A 15238-nucleotide genomic window follows, 5' to 3' on the forward strand; every position below is an offset into this window, starting at 1 on the left:
CTGCGGACGCGCCGGACCGGGCCCCCGCCGCGCCGAGGGTCAGGGGCGCGCCGCGGTGGTGCCTGCGGTGGCGTCCGCCGCGGACCCGCTCGCCGACAGCATGATCGCCCGCAGGATCACGGACTGGATGTCGGCCGGGTCGCTCACCTCGTACCCCGCGCCACCGGTGGCCCGCGCGAGCGCGTCGATCTCCTTACGGTCCGCGTCGGGCCCCACCGCGACCCCGATCAGCGGCACCGGCCGCGCGGGGTCGGCGAGCTTCTTCAGCCGCTTGACGAGATCGCCGCGCGCGATGCTGTCGTCGTCCTTGTTGGAACCGTCGGTGAGGATGATGAGCGCGTTCAGCTTGCCGGGCACATAACTCGCCTGCGCCTCCTTGTAGGCGGCCAGCGTCGTGTCGTACAACCCGGTGTCGCCGCCGGGGACGGGCTTCAGCGCGGTGAAAGCGTCGGACAGCCGCTCGCGGTGGGTGCCGCCACCCCGCGCGGGCTCACCGAGCCGGGCCGTCTCCTCCAGCTTGCGGTAGTCCTTGGCGCCGTCCAGCCGGGTGCTGAACTCCCACAGGCCGATCTCGTCCTCGGCGGTGAACTGGGCGAGGGCCCTCAGCAGCGACGCCTTCGTGACATCCATCCGGCTCTGGCCGCCGCGTCCGGGCACGGCCTCCTCCATCGAACCCGAGGCGTCCACGACCGTCGTCAGCCGGGTGCTGCGCACGGACATCGTCCACAGGACGAGCGCCCGCTCCACGGCTTCGGCGGACGGCGGTCGCGCGTCCTCCCCGGTGTACGGCTGGGGCGAGCGGCCACCGGCCGTACGGAGCACGTCGGCGTGGACCGGGGTGTTCGAGACCCGGAAACCGTGCTCCGCCAGGGTGCGGTACGAGCCGTCCTCGCTGAGCAGCACCATGAACCGCATGGCGGCGCGGCTCTCGTCCGTACTCAGCTCGGTCTGGTTGACCAGGCTGTACGGATAGTCCAGCGCCGGCGCGCCGTCGGTCGGGTAGAAGAGTTCGAGCCGCGCGGAGCCGTCGGTCCCGGAGTTGTGGCGGAACGCGGCCTGCTCGGAGAGGAGCACCGCCTCGTTGCGCCGGGGATCGGCGAGCCCGGCGCTCGCGTCGTCCTGGGCGAGGCTCTCCAGCACCCGGGTGTCCGACTCCGAGGCCCGCTGGGTGAGCAGCTTGGCGATGGCGGCGGCCCGGGTGCCACCGGCCCCCTCCCGACGCTCGGACTTCCGCGGCCCGGCCCCCTGCCGCTCGGACTCCTGCCGTTCCGACTCCGCGATGCTGCTGAGCGCCAGCAGCCCGGTGGCGCTGCGCGAAGGATCGGCGGAGCCCAGGCGCAGTGTGTCGGCGTTGCCGGCCGCGGCGGCGAGCGCGGCCCAGGTGTAGGTCTTCGTCGGCCAGCCCAGCGCCCGCGCCGACGCCGGCAGCGCGGCCAGCGCCACCGGGGAGAGCGCCACATTGCCCGCCGGGGTCAGGGAGACACTGTCCCCGACGCTCTTGGCGCGGTCCACCCAGAGGTCCGAGTCCGGTACCCAGATCTGATAGTCGGGCGCACCGGAACCTGAGGCGAGCGCGTTCGCCACCTCGGCGTTCTCGCGTGCGGTGACCCGGATGTCGATACAGCGGCCGTCGGAGGTGACATGGTCGCGCCGGGCACGGTCGGCGACGGCGCGCAGAGCGGGCGCGATGTCCGGGGAGGCGACGAGATCCAGCCGTACCGGCGTGTTCCCGCAGGAGGTCTCCGGGGAGAGCAGCCCGCTTCCCGCAGCGATCCCCGTCCCCGCGGCCACCGACACCACGACCGCGGCGGCGATCGTGACGGTGCGACGGCTGGGCGGCCAGACCCTGCGCACGTGCGCCGATCGTGCGTCGGGCAAGCTGTGACGTCCCATGGCGGTGGCGCCCCTCCTTCGTGAAGGGTGAACAAGGGCTGGGAGAGTGGACGGGCCCGGAGATCCAGGGCCCGGACGCCGAAGGGCGCCGGTCTCCCGGCCTGTCGCGAGCGATCTTCGTATCTGCATTCGAGACCCTAGCGGCACCGTGCGAGGCATGAGGCGCGAATACTCAACTGGAGGCTGTGTGCAGGCGGAGGCGGGGCGGGTGGACGGCTCTTACCCCCAGGAGGCCCTCTCACCGAGGACGTTGCGGTCCGAGACGGTGCTCGTGCTGGCGCTCTCGCTCGGCGCGAGCGGACTGTCGGCGCTCATCAGTTTCATCGGCTCGCTGACCAGGCCCGGGGCGCTGAGCGACCAGGCGGCCCGGCTCAACGCGTCGGCGGCGCCGGGCCGGCCCTGGCTCGACCTCGCCTGGCAGCTCTTCGGGATCACCACCGCGCTGGTACCGGTCGCGCTGGTCGCGCACCTCCTGCTGAGGGAGGGCAGCGGGCTCCGGGACATCGGCTTCGACGGCCGCAGGCCCTGGCCGGACCTGGGGCGCGGCACGCTGGTGGCGGCCGGGATCGGCAGCGCCGGGCTGGCCTTCTACCTCTCGATGCAGGCGGCCGGGTTCAATCTGACGGTGCAGCCGGAGTCGCTGCCCTCGGTGTGGTGGAAGTTCCCGGTGCTGATCCTCTCGGCGGTGCAGAACTCCGTACTGGAGGAGGTCATCGTCGTCGGATATCTGCTGCGCAGGCTCGGACAGCTCGGCTGGACGCCGATGGGCGCGCTGGTGGCGAGTTCGGTGCTGCGCGGTTCGTACCACCTGTACCAGGGGATCGGCGGCTTCATCGGCAACATGGTGATGGGCGTGGTGTTCGTCCTGCTCTACCGGCGGTGGGGACGGGTCGGCCCACTGGTCGCCGCCCACGCGCTGCTCGACATCGGGGCGTTCGTCGGGTACGCGCTGCTGGCCGGGAATGTGTCCTGGCTGCCGACGGTGTGACGCGGTCGCCGCGGACACCGAGGGGCGTACGGGGTGCTCCGTACGCCCCTCGGCGGTGTCGCGGCCCGCTCCCCGCGCCCTCGGCGCTGTCACGGCGTGCTGTGCAGTTCCCCGTCGATGACCGTCACGGCCCGTCCGGTGAGCAGCGTCCGCTCGCCCCGCAGCGAGGTACGGACGAAACCGGTACGGGCGGAGGCCTGGAATCCGGTCAGCTCCGTACGGCCCAGTCGCGCCGACCAGAACGGGGCGAGCGTGGTGTGCGCGCTCCCGGTCACCGGGTCCTCGTCGATTCCCACGTTGGGGAAGAAGCCCCGCGAGACGAAGTCGTAGCCACGGCCCGGATCCTCGGCGACGGCGGTGACGATGACGCCCCGCCCGGAGACCGCCCGCAGCGCCGCGAAGTCCGGGGCGAGGTTCCGTACGGTCGCCTCGTCGGCCAGCTCCACCAGCAGATCCCCGATGTGCTCCGACGTGTCGTGCACGGAGAGCGGTTCCGCGCCCAGGGCGGCCGGGACGCCGTCCGGAACGGTGACCGGGGTCAGCGGCGAGGTCGGGAAGTCCAGGGTGAGGGACCCGTCCCCGTGCGCGGTGGCGCCGAGGATCCCGGGGCGGGCGGCGAAGCGCAGGGCTCCGCCGGCGCGCCCCGTGCTGTGCAGCACATGGGCGGTGGCCAGGGTGGCGTGGCCGCACATGTCCACCTCGGTGACCGGGGTGAACCAGCGCAGCGCCCAGTCGGCCGCACCGCCGGGCGGCAGGGGATGGGCGAAGGCCGTCTCCGAGAGGTTCACCTCGGCCGCCACCTGCTGGAGCCAGCCGGTGTCGGGGAAACCGTCGGCATCGAGGAGCAGCACCCCGGCGGGGTTGCCCGTGAAGGGGCGGTCGGCGAAGGCGTCGACGATTCGAATACGCATGGGACGAGCCTACGAGCCGCACGGCAGCCATCCCGCGCCCTGGGTACACCTCACAGGGGCACGCAGGATCGGACCGTGCCGCCTACGCTTCCAGGCCATGGAGCTGGAGAGCCTCGGGGCCTACCTCAAGAGCCGTCGTGACCGGGTCACGCCCGCCGACGTAGGACTGCGCACGTACGGAACCGCCCGTCGCGTGCCGGGGCTGCGTCGCGAGGAACTCGCCCACCTCGCGGGCGTGAGCGCGGGCTACTACACTCGGCTGGAGCAGGGCCAGGCCGGTACGGCCTCCCGCCAGGTCCTCGACGCGCTCGCCCACGTACTTCGGCTCGATCCGGCGGAGACGGCCCACCTGCGCAACCTCGCCCGCCAGCCCACCACATCACGGCTGGTCCGCCCCCGCCCGGAACGGCCGCACCCACGCGTCCTGGCGCTCCTGGCCTCCCTGGGCGATACCACGCCGGCCGTCGTGCTCGGCCGCCGTGGCGACGTACTCGTCTGGAACCGCACCGGACACGCCCTCGTCGCGGAACACGTCGACTTCGACGCGCCCCAGGATCCCGCGCGACGGCCGTCCATCCCCCGGATGTTCTTCCTCGACCCCCTCACCCGGGATCTGCACCGTAACTGGGAAGAACTGGCCCGGTCCCACGTCGCCTACCTGCGGCTCACCGCCGGCCGGTATCCCCACGACGCCCGGCTGGCCGAACTGATCGGTGAACTCGCCATGCGCAGCGGTGACTTCGCCGAGCTGTGGGCCAAGGGCGATGTCGCGGAGTGCACCGTGGGCACCATGCGCCTGCGACACCCGACCGTCGGCGGGGTCGACGTCGACTACCAGGTGTGGCTCCAGCCAGAGGGCCCCAACCACCGGCTGGAGGTCTACACCCCCAACGACCCGGCCTCGGCCGACGCGCTGCGGCTGCTGTCCGCCCAACTCGCCGACCGGCGGGAACCCGAGGCCGCGCGCGTCGAGGCCGTTCCCACCGAGGCCGCGCACTCCGGAGCCGGCTCCCGCTGAGGCGCTCCGGCATCCGGACAGGTGACCGCCGGCGTCCGTTTCCACTTCTTCGCCTTCGCCTTCGCCTTCGCGTGACCGTGTGACCGCGTGACCAACCATGCCACCCGCCTGACAACTTACGGAGATCTCATGACTGTCTCGCTCATCAATCCCGACGGGCATGTCCGAATCCCGCTCTACCACCATGTCGCGGTGGCGACGGGAAGCAAGCAGGTCCACATCGCGGGGCAGGTCGCCTGGGACGAGAACGGCGACCTCGTGGCACCGGGCGACCTCGCCGGCCAGGTCGCGCAGGTCTACCGCAACGTCGCCAAGGCGCTCGACGCGGCAGGGGCGACGTTCCACGACGTCGTCCGCTTCACCTGGTACGCCGCCGGCTGGAAGCGAGAGATGTACGAGGCCTTCAACGCGGGCATCGAGCAGGCGGCCCGCGAGTACGATCTCGCCACGCCGCCCCTCGCGCTGATCGGGGTCGATGTCCTCTTCGAGCCCGGAATCCTCGTAGAGGCCGAGGTCACCGCGATCGTCGAGTAGGCCGACCGGAAGGCGGCGGTTCCAAGGAAGTCCAGGCCGGCGTAGACGGTGAAGGCCGTCCGGTCGCACGAGCACGGTGGTCCTGAGGCGCTGCGTCACCAGCACGCGCCACTATGGTGGACCGATGACGTCGGTCAAGCAGTTCCAAGTCACCTTCGACTGCGCAGAACCCGAGCGCGTCGCTCGTTTCTGGTGCGAGGCGTTGGGGTACGTCGTACCGCCGCCGCCGGAGGGGTTCGCTACGTGGGACGATTTCGATCGCTCGCTGCCGCTTGAGCGTCAGGGTTCAGCGTTCGCCTGCGTCGATCCCTCAGGTGTGGGCCCGCGGCTGTTCTTCCAGCGCGTTCCCGAAGGCAAGGTCGTCAAGAACCGGCTTCATCTTGACGTGCGGGTCGGCACCGGGCTCGTGGGTGAAGAGCGCCTGGCCGCACTTGAGGCCGAGTGCGCACGACTTGTCGCGCTCGGCGCGGTACGCGTGCGACTCCTGCGTGCCGATGGCGTCAACGAGTCGTGCCTCGTGATGCAGGACATCGAGGGCAGCGAGTTCTGTCTCGACTGAGGGGCCGCGAACGTGTCCTCGTCCTGTCCCATGGGCCAAGAGGAGGACCGCGCCGAGGACGTGCACCTCGGCGTCGGCTTCATCCGGCCGGACCTCGCCGCGGGGCCGGAGGCCGGCCGTTGTTCACTCCTGCCCGTCATCGAGCACGGGGCTGCAGGTGAAGGTAGTTTCCTGTGCTGCTGCGGTGAGTGTGTCCCGCAGCCGGGAGCGCAGACCGGGGAGGGTTTTCGGTCCGGGCTGCTTCGCCCACTGCTCCATCGCGGAGTGAAACGCGGCGACGAGGAGGTCCTGCGCCAGGCGCGGGCGTAGGTCTTCCGGGTCGGTCAGGTCGATCCTGGCGCACAGTGTCCGCCAGGATTCGTCGCTGATGCGGTAGCAGAAGCTGAGGGTGTGCGCGGTGACCGAGGGCGAGGTCTCGGCGAGCCGTCGGCGGCTCGGCGAAGCCGTTCTCCTGGAAGAGCCGCAGGGCGGCGTCGATGAGAGCGTCCCGAGTGCGCTGCTTTCTGTGTTCCCGCAGTGGGGCGGGACCTCCTGTCCTCGGAAAAATCACACTGCGCCCCTGATGCGATCAGCCGTCACGCGGCCAGGTGGTAGCGACAGCGGCGGGCGGTGACTGCGGGGCCAGGCTGGTGTCAGCTTGTGCTGAAAGCGCCGAGTCCCACTGGAGGCCTCACTGTCGACGGTCCGGAAGGGGCTTGTCATGCGACAGGTCCCGATATATCGTTGACGCATCGCGACAGATCAACGATGAAGGGAGCGTAGCGATGCGTTCACATGGACATGAGCACGGACCGGGACCCGGTCACTGCGGGCCCGGCCAGTTCGGCCGGGGTGACTTCGAGGGGCGGCGTGGGGCCTTCGGGCCGTTCGGGCCGCCGTTCGGCGGTCCCTTCGGTGGGGGTGGCAGGGGGCGCGGCGGCGGAGGCCGGGGGAGGGCGCGGCGCGGTGATGTGCGTGCCTCGATCCTGGCGCTGCTGAAGGACCGGCCGATGCACGGTTACGAGATGATCCAGGAGATCGGCGAGCGCAGCGGCGGGGCCTGGCGTCCCAGCCCGGGGTCGGTGTACCCGACCCTCCAGTTGCTGGAGGACGAGGGGCTGATCACCAGCCGGAGCGAGGGTGGCAAGAAGCTGTTCACCCTCACCGAGGCCGGCGCCGCCGAGGCGGAATCGGGGCCCGAGGCCCCGTGGGAAGAGGCCGGCCGCGGCATCGACTGGGAGTCGATGAACGAGATACGGCAGGCCGGATTCGGGCTGATGGAAGCCTTTGGCCAGGTCTGGAAGACCGGCACTCCCGATCAGCGGGAGAAGGCCCTGGCGGTCATCAACGAATCACGCAAGAAGCTCTATCTGATCCTCGCCGACGAGGGCTGACCCTCCCGTCGCCGACCGGGTGAGGCCTCGCGGCCCCGAGCCGCGGGGCCTTTCGCGTGGCCGGGTGGAGGCAGGGTAGGGGGCGGTGAATTCAGGGGGGAAACGAGGAAATCTCATCCCCAAGGAGGAGAACTCGTCCCGATGTGCCCACCTTCCGTCGGACGTGAAGATGCTCCCCCTCGGGGATGCCCCGGGCGCGCGGGACTGATGGGGTGGGAGGGTGCAGAAGCCTTCCCCGCTGGTGCCGGTACAGCCCGCCCCTGAGCGCGCCGGCGTCACGCCGGTCCGCGCCGCTGCCGAGTCCCGGCTCACCGCGGAGCTGGTGTCGGTGCTCTCCGGCGCGCGCCGCAGAGCGCTGCGGGTCGGGGACGCCCAGGTCGACACCGCCCATCTGCTGCACTCCCTGCTGGAGACGGACCCGCGCGTACGGGAAGTGTTCGGCGGCGATCAACAGGTCGTCAGGGTGCTCGGCTATCTCGTACAGCGGAGCATCGGCTACGGGCTGCGCTGGCAGGCCACGGTGGAGGACTCCGGGGCCGTGCCCGCGGTGCCCGTGTCGCGCGGCACGGCGGATCGCGCCGTGACCGGCTGGTCCCCGCAGGCGCTCGCCGCCATGGCGGGCGCCCTCGACCGCGCCGCCCGCCACGGCGAGCCGCGCGTCGGCGGGCTCGATCTGCTGGCCGCGCTCCTCGCCGACCGTGACTGCCGCGCGGTCGAGGTGCTGGAACGGGCCGGGGCCGACGCCGGGACGCTGGAGCGACGGCTGTCCCGCCTCACCGGTCTGCTGTGATCCGGGGCGCCATCCCGCTCGCGCCGTCTCGACAGGCGTCATCCGGATGACGCTCCTGACGCGAGCTGTCATGATGGCGCCATGCGCGCGTCTCAGGGAAACGTCGGCCTGGCACTGGCTCTGGGTTCGGCGCTCGCGTACGGCGGTTCGGGGGTCGCGGCCAAGCCGTTGATCGAAGCGGGGCTCGACCCGCTCCACGTGGTCTGGCTCCGGGTCGCGGGCGCCGCCTTCTTCATGCTTCCGGTGGCCTGGCGCCACCGTGCGCTGGTGCGCCGCAGGCCCGCGCTGCTCGCCGGGTTCGGCCTGCTGGCCGTGGCGGGCGTCCAGGCCTGCTACTTCGCCGCTCTCTCCCGAATCCCCGTCGGTGTCGCGCTGCTCATCGAATACCTCGCCCCCGCGCTCGTCCTCCTCTGGGTCCGCTTCGTCCAGCGCCGGCCGGTCACCCGCGCCGCCGCGGTGGGGGTCGTCCTCGCCGTGGGTGGCCTGGCCTGTGTGGTGGAGGTCTGGGCGGGGCTGGGTTTCGACCCGCTCGGGGTGTTCCTCGCGCTCTGCGCGGCCTGCTGCCAGGTCGGTTACTTCGTCCTGTCCGACCAGGGTGCCGACGGGGAGGATGCCCCCGATCCGCTCGGTGTGATCGCGTACGGACTGCTCGTCGGCGCCGTCGTACTGACCGTGGTCGCCCGCCCGTGGGGCATGGACTTCTCGCTTCTCGGCGGCTCGGTGGACCTCGGCGGTTCGCGGGTCGCGGCGGGGCTGCTGCTGGGCTGGATCGTGCTGATCGCGACCGTGCTGGCGTATGTCATGGGAGTCATCTCCGTGCGCAAGCTCTCCCCGCAGGTGGCGGGCGTGGTGGCCTGCCTGGAGGCGGTCGTCGCGACCGTGCTGGCCTGGGTGCTGCTGCGGGAGCACCTGTCCGCCCCGCAGATCCTCGGCGGCGCCGTCGTCCTCGTCGGCGCCTTCATCGCCCAGTCGTCCACGCCCAAGGCGCCGTCCGGGCCGATCGCTCTCGCCACCGGCGGTACGGAAGCGACGCCCGTGGCGGAACCGGAGCCGGACGGTCCTGCTCCGCTGTCCCCCGTACGACCTGGGCCATGAGGTGACGGCCACGCAAGCGCCGTCGGCCCTGCCCGTCCGGCGGAGCCCGCCGGGGCCGGCCGTCGCGGAGGCGCGGCGTCAGCGCGCGGCGAGGTAGCCGGGCAGCGCGACGGACGGGTCGAGATCGTCGGCCGGTACGGGGGCGCCGTAGCCGCGTACGAGAGGGACGACCCCGGTCCAGTAGGGGAGGGAGACATCCTCGGGGTCGTCGTTGGGGCCGCCCGTACGGACCTTGGCGGAGACCTCGTCCAGATCGAGCCGGATCACGGCGGTCGCGGCCAGCTCGCGGGCGTTGGCGGGGCGGGAGTCGGCGGAGCGGCCGGGGACGGCCTGGTCCACGATCGCGTCGAGCGCCGTGCGCCGCTCCTCGGGGTCGGTGACCTGGTGGGCGGTGCCGTGGACCACGACCGAGCGGTAGTTGATCGAGTGGTGGAAGGCGGAGCGCGCCAGCACCAGTCCGTCGACATGGGTCACGGTCAGACAGACCGCGAGGCCCGCGTCCGGCGCGCTCCCGGCGCCGGACGTCATCCGCAGCGGACGCGAGCCCGTCGAGCCGTGCACGTACAGCCGCTCGCCCACCCGCGCGTAGAGCGTGGGCAGCACGACCGGGGCGCCGTCGCGGATGAATCCGAGGTGGCAGAGGTAGGTCCCGTCGAGGATCCCGTGCACCAGCTCGCGGTCGTACGAGGCGCGCTCCCTGGAGCGGGTGGGGACGGTGCGGGCCGTGGACCGGTAGGTGGCGTCGGTCCCGGTGGTCCCGGTGGGCTCGGTCGTCTCGCTGATGTCGGTGGTCTTCGTGGTCTCCGGCATTTGCGTTCTCCATTGCACTAGTGCATAGTGTCCTTTGTGCTAGGAGAGTATCGGATTACCGGCCGGGGCGCGGCGGAGATTTCCGCCAGCGTGGAGCGAGGTGTCGGCTCCGGCGAGCTGGCACCGGGCCAACCACTGCCCCCGATGCGGGAGTTGGCGACGGATCTCGGGGTCAATCCCAATACCGTCGCCGCCGCCTACCGCGCTCTGCGCGACCGGGGGGTCATCGAGACCGCGGGGCGCCGGGGCAGTCGCGTACGGCCACGCCCGGCGAGTACCGCCCGCGGCTCCATCCGCGTCGACGCGCCGCCCGGCGTACGGGACATCTCCGAGGGCAACCCCGACCCGGCCCTGCTGCCCCCGCTGCACGACGCGCTCGCCGCCGCCGCGCACCACAACGCCCTGCGCCCCGGGCTGTACGGACAGGACCCCGTCGACCCGGAGTTCGCGCGCCTCGCCCGCGCCGGTCTCGACGCCGACGGGGTACCGCCCGGACCGGTCGCCGTCACCTCCGGATCGCTCGACGCCATCGAACGCGTCCTGGCCGCGCATCTGCGCCCCGGCGACGCCGTCGCCGTGGAGGACCCCGGCTGGGGCAGCCTGCTGGACCTCGTCCCCGCGCTCGGACTGCGGCTCGTCCCCGTCGGGGTGGACGACGAAGGCCCGCTCCCCGCCGACCTCGACCGGGCGCTGCGCGCCGGCGCCCGCGCGGTCGTCGTCACCTGCCGCGCGCAGAACCCGACCGGCGCCTCGGTGAGCGCCGGCCGGGCGGCCGGACTGCGTGCCCTCCTCGCGGGCCGGCCCGAGGTACTGCTCATCGAGGACGACCACGGCCACAGCATCGTGGACCTGCCCCTGCACCCGCTGGCCGGAGTCACCGACCGATGGGCGCTCGTACGGTCCACCGCGAAGGCGTACGGACCCGATCTGCGCCTCGCGGTGCTCACCGGGGACGCGCTGACCGTCGACCGGGTCCGGGGGCGCCAGCAGCTCGGCCCCGGCTGGGTGAGCCGGCTCCTCCAGCGGGCCGTCGTCCACCTCTGGACCTCGGGAGCGGTGGACGTACCGGCCGTCGCGCGGGCCTACGGGGAGCGGCGGGACGGGCTGGTGGCCGCGCTGGCCGAGCGGGGCGTCGTGGCGCACGGCCGCAGCGGCATGAACGTCTGGGTGCCGGTGGCCGACGAGACCGGCGCCGTGGCGCGGCTGCTGCACGCCGGATGGGCCGTCGCCCCCGGCGCGCGCTTCAGGACCGCGGCGGCCAGGGGCGTACGACTGACGGTGTCGACCGTCACGGCCGGCGACATCGGGCCGCTCGCGGACGCGGTGGCGTCCGCGGCGGGACCGGCGCCCGCCCGCAGCTACGGCTGACCTGCCGCCGTACGCCGTGAGGGGCGGGTCCTGCTCTGGGTGAGCGCGGCCCCGACGAGCACGATCAGGGCGCCGACCGGGGTGTTCCAGCTCAACTGCTCCCCGAGGAGCGTGACACCGGCGGCGGTGGCGATCACCGGGATGAAGTACGTGACCATCTGGCCGGTGGTCGGCCCGACCTCGGCGACGATGCCGTACTGGAGCAGGATCGCCAGCCCCGTACCCAGCGCGCCCAGTACGACCACCGCCAGCAGCGGACCCACCGGGAACGAGGTCGGCAGGGTGGTGAACAGCGGGGTCACCACGGCGAGTTGCAGCGTGGCCAGGAAGAGCTGTGCGCCCGTCAGGGAGAGGTGCGAGCTGCTGTTGCCCGCCAGGGTGCGGCGTACGTAGATCCAGCCGATCGGGTAGCTCAGCGAGGCGAGCAGCGCCATCGCCGTACCGGTCGGGTCGAGCCCCGAGAAGCCCTGCCAGGCGCCCAGCACCGTCAGCACCCCGAGGAAGCCGAGACCGAGACCGGCGACCCGGCGCCGGGTGGGCCGGTCCTCGGAGAGCGCGACCAGGGAGAGCGCCATGCCCCAGAGCGGGGAGGTGGCGTTGCAGATGCCCGCGAGCGTGGACGGGATCGTCAGCTCGGAGTACGCGAACAGCGAGAACGGCAGCGCGTTGAGCAGGAACGCGGCGACGGTCAGATGGCCCCAGGTACGCAGGGACCGGGGCAGCCGCTCGCGCCTGACCACCATCGCGACGGCCAGGACCGCCGTACCGAAGAAGAGCCGGCCGAAGGTGACCTGGAAGGGGGCGAAGCCGTGCGTCCCGACCTTGATCAGCAGGAAGCTGAAGCCCCAGATGAGCGCGAGCGCGGCGAACCGTACGCGCCAGTCGAGCGCGCGGCGCGGGCGGGCCGGGGCGGCGGCACCGGCCACGGACGTGGGGGAGGCGGGGGAGGCGGAGGGGACGGTGGCCCGGGGTGAGCGGGACGGGGTGGCGGTGGTCATGAGGTCAACGATGAGGCCGAGAACCTCGTAGAACAAGCGAGACTTTGTCCACCCATCTGATTAGTATTGCTTACATGTTGAATCTGGAGCGCCTGCGGACGCTGGATGCCCTGGCCCGGCACGGTTCGGTGAGCGGCGCCGCCGACGGCCTGCACGTCACGACCTCGGCGGTCTCGCAGCAGATGGCCAAACTGGAGCGCGAGGTGGGCCAGCAGCTCCTGGCCAGGAACGGCCGCGGCGTACGGCTCACGGACGCGGGCCGGCTCCTCGCCGACCACGCCGCGCGGATCCTCTCTCAGGTCGAGGTCGCGCAGTCGGACATCGAGGCGCAGCGCGGCCGGGTGGTCGGCGAGGTGCGGATCTCGGCGTTCCCGACGGCGGCGCGCGGGCTCTTCCCGCGCGCGCTCGCGGTGCTCCGCGAGGACCATCCCGAGCTGCGGGTCCGCTCGTGCGAGCTGGAACCCGAGGCCGGGGTCCGGGGGGTCCTCAGGGGCGATCTCGACCTCGCCGTCGTGCTGGACTGGAGCAACAAGCGGATGCCGGTGCCCGGCGGCCTCGCCACCGCGCATCTGCTGGACGACGCGGCCGACCTGGCGATGCCGGTCGGCCACCGGCTCGCGGGCCGGGCGGAGGTGGATCTGGAGGACTTCGCGGACGACGACTGGGTGTCCTGGCCGGAGGGCGAGTTCTGCCACGACTGGCTGATGTTCACCCTGCGCTCGAAGGGGTTCGAGCCGCGGATCGCGCATCTCGCGGGGGAGTACCACACCCAGCTCGCGCTGATCGCGGAAGGGCTCGGGGTCTGTGTGGCGCCCCGGCTGGGGCGCGGCGCGCTGCCGGAGGGCGTCGCCGTGGTGCCCGTACGGAACGCGATGCACCGGCATGTCTCCGCCGTGTGGCGGACGGACGCCGACCGCCGCCCGTCGATCAGGGCGGCGGCGCGGGCGCTGGGCCGGGTGGCGACCGCGGTGACCGGCCGGGAAGGGCACTGACCACGTGGGGAAAGGGTTGACGGCTGACGGGCTTCACCCGCTGCCGACGAAAAGTGAAGTCCGTCAGCCGTCGGTCTGTGGTGGCGCCGGGGTGTTACGGACCCGGACGCCGGGGTGTTACGGAACTGCCGGTCCTGCCCGGGGCGCGGCCGTCATGGGCACGGCGGTCACGCGAGCGTGATCGAGGTTCCGGAGACCTTGATCGAGGCCGCGGGCAGCGGCTTCGTCGCGGGGCCGGCCTTCACACTGCCGTCCGCCGCGCTGAACTGGCTGCCGTGGCACGGGCAGTGGATGACACCGTCCGTGATGTCCTTCACCGCGCAGCCCGTGTGTGTGCACTTGGACGAGAACGCCTTGTACTCGCCCGCCGTGGGCTGGGTGACGACCACCCCCTGGTCGGCGAAGACCATGCCACCGCCCTCGGGGATGTCGGTGGTCTTCGCGAGAACACCGGCAGTTCCGGCGTCGCCGCCGGTCGTGGGCTGCTCGGCCGCGCCGTTCGAGGAACCCGTGGAGTCCGAGGAGCCCGACGCGTCGTCCGAGCCGCCGCACGCGACCAGCGCCGCACCCAGCCCCACGGCGCCCGCCGCAGCGACCACCGTTCTGCGCCCGACGGTACGGCGTTCCACGATCCGTGCGGTCCCCTGCGGTTCCGTCATGCCCAACTCCCGTTTCCTGTCCGGCTCTTGGTCGTTCGGTCGATCCGGCCCTCGCGCGCCGTCCCGCTGTCCTGCGTCCTGCCTCTGGTGCCCTGTGTCTTGTCGGTCCTGCGGTCCTGCGTCGCCGGTTCGTCAGAAAGTACGTGAAGGAGCGCCGGGATACTCATCGCCTCAGGGAATTCTCAGAAATCCGTCCGCGCGGGGCCGGGCGTGAGCCCTGCGAGGTCCGCCAGCCGGCGGTACGACTCCAGCAGGGCGCCCCGGTCGTACGTACTGGTCGTGACCAGGTACTCGTCCGCCCCGCTGCGGGCGAGCAGCTTCTCCAAAGCGGCGGCCACCTCCTCCTCGGAGCCGGCCGTCTGCCCCCGCCTCGCCTCCTCGAACAGTGCGCGCTCCCGCTCCGTCATGGGCGTCGCGAGGACCGTGTCGACCGGGGCGAGCGGCGGGAACGCGCCCCGCGTGCGCGCGTACGCGGTCGACCACGCCTCCGGGATCAGCAGCCGGTGCGCCTCCTCGGCGGTCGCGGCGACCGCGACCGTACCGGAGAGCACCACGTACGGGCGTTCGCCCCACGCGGAGGGCCGGAAGTCTCGGCGGTACCCCTCGACCGCCCTCAGCATCGCGTCCTCGCCCCGTACGGCCGCGATGACCAGCGGAAGCCCCGCCTCGGCGGCGACGCGCGCGCCCTTCCCGGTGGCCAGGACGAACGCGGGCGGCCGCAGCCCCTCGGCGGGGTGCGCGTGCACCTCGGGGTGCGCGGTCCCGTCGCCGGTGAAGTACGCCAGCAGTTCCGCGAGCCGTACCGGGAAGTCGTCCGCGTCCCGCTTGTCCCGGCCCAGGGCTCTGCGGATGCCGTCGGTGAAGCCGACGGAGCGGCCGAGCCCCATGTCGATCCGCCCCGGGAAAAGGGACTCCAGCACGCCGAACTGCTCGGCCACGACCAGCGGTTGGTGGTTCGGCAGCATCACCCCGCCGGTGCCGACCCGGATGGTGGAGGTCGCGCCCGCCACGGCCGCCGCCAGCACGGTCGGCGCGGAACCGGCCACGCCCGGCACGCTGTGGTGCTCCGAGACCCAGAAGCGGTGGTAGCCGAACGCCTCGATCCGCCGCGCGAACCGTACGGTCTCCCGCAGCGCCTCGGGGGCCGTCACCCCCTGCCGGGTACGGGAACGGTCCAGTACGGAGAACTTCGTCGTCGTCGCGATCGCCACGCCCGGTTCAACACACGTGCCGGGCCGAAATTCCCCGCG

General features: G+C 72.5%; 15 protein-coding genes and 1 pseudogene. 9 read left to right on the plus strand and 7 right to left on the minus strand.

Features of this window, described 5'->3' with window-relative positions:
- Positions 1-39 precede the first annotated feature (39 nt).
- Positions 40-1893 carry a hypothetical protein gene (locus tag ACFXPL_RS31775; RefSeq protein ID WP_384926130.1) on the minus strand — a complete coding sequence of 618 codons (1854 nt, stop codon included), beginning with the start codon at positions 1891-1893 and terminating at the stop codon, positions 40-42.
- A 187-nt stretch (positions 1894-2080) separates the two neighbouring features.
- Between ACFXPL_RS31775 and ACFXPL_RS31780 the strand changes: the two genes are divergently transcribed.
- Positions 2081-2881 carry a CPBP family intramembrane glutamic endopeptidase gene (locus tag ACFXPL_RS31780; RefSeq protein WP_384926196.1) on the plus strand — a complete coding sequence of 267 codons (801 nt, stop codon included), beginning with the start codon at positions 2081-2083 and terminating at the stop codon, positions 2879-2881.
- An 89-nt stretch (positions 2882-2970) separates the two neighbouring features.
- On the opposite strand, the gene ACFXPL_RS31785 is transcribed toward ACFXPL_RS31780, so the two are convergent.
- The gene (locus ACFXPL_RS31785) at positions 2971-3792 is read right to left on the minus strand and encodes a PhzF family phenazine biosynthesis protein (protein WP_384926132.1); all 822 of its coding nucleotides are present in this window, start codon (positions 3790-3792) and stop codon (positions 2971-2973) included.
- 97 nt (positions 3793-3889) lie between these two features.
- Here ACFXPL_RS31785 and ACFXPL_RS31790 point away from each other — a divergent pair, with 97 nt between their 5' ends.
- From ACFXPL_RS31790 to ACFXPL_RS31800, 3 genes are all read left to right on the plus strand, one after another.
- Positions 3890-4810, plus strand: a complete 921-nt coding sequence (locus tag ACFXPL_RS31790) for a helix-turn-helix transcriptional regulator (protein WP_384926134.1) — start codon at positions 3890-3892, stop codon at positions 4808-4810.
- Positions 4811-4939: 129 nt separating this feature from the next.
- Entirely contained in the window at positions 4940-5344 is a 405-nt protein-coding gene (locus ACFXPL_RS31795; RefSeq protein ID WP_384926136.1) for a RidA family protein, read from the plus strand.
- A 124-nt stretch (positions 5345-5468) separates the two neighbouring features.
- Positions 5469-5903, plus strand: a complete 435-nt coding sequence (locus tag ACFXPL_RS31800; protein WP_384926138.1) for a VOC family protein — start codon at positions 5469-5471, stop codon at positions 5901-5903.
- Positions 5904-6026: 123 nt separating this feature from the next.
- Here the strand turns inward: ACFXPL_RS31800 and ACFXPL_RS31805 are convergent.
- A pseudogene (locus tag ACFXPL_RS31805) lies at positions 6027-6326 on the minus strand (TetR/AcrR family transcriptional regulator); the annotation flags it as partial.
- A 341-nt stretch (positions 6327-6667) separates the two neighbouring features.
- Here ACFXPL_RS31805 and ACFXPL_RS31810 point away from each other — a divergent pair.
- From ACFXPL_RS31810 to ACFXPL_RS31820, 3 genes are all read left to right on the plus strand, one after another.
- Complete coding sequence (locus tag ACFXPL_RS31810) at positions 6668-7276, plus strand: PadR family transcriptional regulator (protein WP_384926140.1); 609 nt, start codon at positions 6668-6670, stop codon at positions 7274-7276.
- 220 nt (positions 7277-7496) lie between these two features.
- Positions 7497-8066 carry a Clp protease N-terminal domain-containing protein gene (locus ACFXPL_RS31815; protein ID WP_384926142.1) on the plus strand — a complete coding sequence of 190 codons (570 nt, stop codon included), beginning with the start codon at positions 7497-7499 and terminating at the stop codon, positions 8064-8066.
- Between the two features lie 81 nt (positions 8067-8147).
- On the plus strand, positions 8148-9161 hold the full coding sequence (locus ACFXPL_RS31820) for a DMT family transporter (protein WP_384926144.1): 1014 nt from the start codon (positions 8148-8150) through the stop codon (positions 9159-9161).
- A gap of 78 nt (positions 9162-9239) precedes the next feature.
- On the opposite strand, the gene ACFXPL_RS31825 is transcribed toward ACFXPL_RS31820, so the two are convergent.
- Positions 9240-9971, minus strand: coding sequence for a pyridoxamine 5'-phosphate oxidase family protein (locus tag ACFXPL_RS31825; RefSeq protein WP_384926146.1), 732 nt, complete (start codon positions 9969-9971; stop codon positions 9240-9242).
- Between the two features lie 36 nt (positions 9972-10007).
- On the opposite strand from ACFXPL_RS31825, the gene ACFXPL_RS31830 reads away from it, so the two are divergent.
- Positions 10008-11339, plus strand: a complete 1332-nt coding sequence (locus tag ACFXPL_RS31830; protein ID WP_384926148.1) for an aminotransferase class I/II-fold pyridoxal phosphate-dependent enzyme — start codon at positions 10008-10010, stop codon at positions 11337-11339.
- Here the strand turns inward: ACFXPL_RS31830 and ACFXPL_RS31835 are convergent.
- Entirely contained in the window at positions 11330-12337 is a 1008-nt protein-coding gene (locus ACFXPL_RS31835; protein WP_384926150.1) for a DMT family transporter, read from the minus strand. The genes ACFXPL_RS31830 and ACFXPL_RS31835 overlap by 10 nt on opposite strands.
- A gap of 74 nt (positions 12338-12411) precedes the next feature.
- On the opposite strand from ACFXPL_RS31835, the gene ACFXPL_RS31840 reads away from it, so the two are divergent.
- Positions 12412-13329: a LysR family transcriptional regulator gene (locus tag ACFXPL_RS31840; RefSeq protein ID WP_384926152.1), complete on the plus strand. Its 918-nt coding sequence runs from the start codon at positions 12412-12414 to the stop codon at positions 13327-13329.
- Between the two features lie 167 nt (positions 13330-13496).
- Here ACFXPL_RS31840 and ACFXPL_RS31845 read toward each other — a convergent pair whose 3' ends face one another.
- The gene (locus ACFXPL_RS31845; RefSeq protein ID WP_384926154.1) at positions 13497-13988 is read right to left on the minus strand and encodes a Rieske (2Fe-2S) protein; all 492 of its coding nucleotides are present in this window, start codon (positions 13986-13988) and stop codon (positions 13497-13499) included.
- A gap of 182 nt (positions 13989-14170) precedes the next feature.
- Positions 14171-15199 carry an LLM class flavin-dependent oxidoreductase gene (locus ACFXPL_RS31850; RefSeq protein WP_384926156.1) on the minus strand — a complete coding sequence of 343 codons (1029 nt, stop codon included), beginning with the start codon at positions 15197-15199 and terminating at the stop codon, positions 14171-14173.
- Positions 15200-15238 lie beyond the last annotated feature (39 nt).

Origin of the sequence: Streptomyces sp. NPDC059092, assembly GCF_042756365.1 — a bacterium.
Classification (GTDB): domain Bacteria; phylum Actinomycetota; class Actinomycetes; order Streptomycetales; family Streptomycetaceae; genus Streptomyces.

Coding starts and splice junctions, on each gene's coding strand:
- ACFXPL_RS31785 (WP_384926132.1), bottom strand. CDS start 3,792: ATGCGTATTCGAATCGTCGACGCCTTCGCCGACCGCCCCTTCACGGGC.
- ACFXPL_RS31800 (WP_384926138.1), top strand. CDS start 5,469: ATGACGTCGGTCAAGCAGTTCCAAGTCACCTTCGACTGCGCAGAACCC.
- ACFXPL_RS31795 (WP_384926136.1), top strand. CDS start 4,940: ATGACTGTCTCGCTCATCAATCCCGACGGGCATGTCCGAATCCCGCTC.
- ACFXPL_RS31845 (WP_384926154.1), bottom strand. CDS start 13,988: ATGACGGAACCGCAGGGGACCGCACGGATCGTGGAACGCCGTACCGTC.
- ACFXPL_RS31775 (WP_384926130.1), bottom strand. CDS start 1,893: ATGGGACGTCACAGCTTGCCCGACGCACGATCGGCGCACGTGCGCAGG.
- ACFXPL_RS31825 (WP_384926146.1), bottom strand. CDS start 9,971: ATGCCGGAGACCACGAAGACCACCGACATCAGCGAGACGACCGAGCCC.
- ACFXPL_RS31790 (WP_384926134.1), top strand. CDS start 3,890: ATGGAGCTGGAGAGCCTCGGGGCCTACCTCAAGAGCCGTCGTGACCGG.
- ACFXPL_RS31840 (WP_384926152.1), top strand. CDS start 12,412: ATGTTGAATCTGGAGCGCCTGCGGACGCTGGATGCCCTGGCCCGGCAC.
- ACFXPL_RS31835 (WP_384926150.1), bottom strand. CDS start 12,337: ATGACCACCGCCACCCCGTCCCGCTCACCCCGGGCCACCGTCCCCTCC.
- ACFXPL_RS31810 (WP_384926140.1), top strand. CDS start 6,668: ATGCGTTCACATGGACATGAGCACGGACCGGGACCCGGTCACTGCGGG.
- ACFXPL_RS31820 (WP_384926144.1), top strand. CDS start 8,148: ATGCGCGCGTCTCAGGGAAACGTCGGCCTGGCACTGGCTCTGGGTTCG.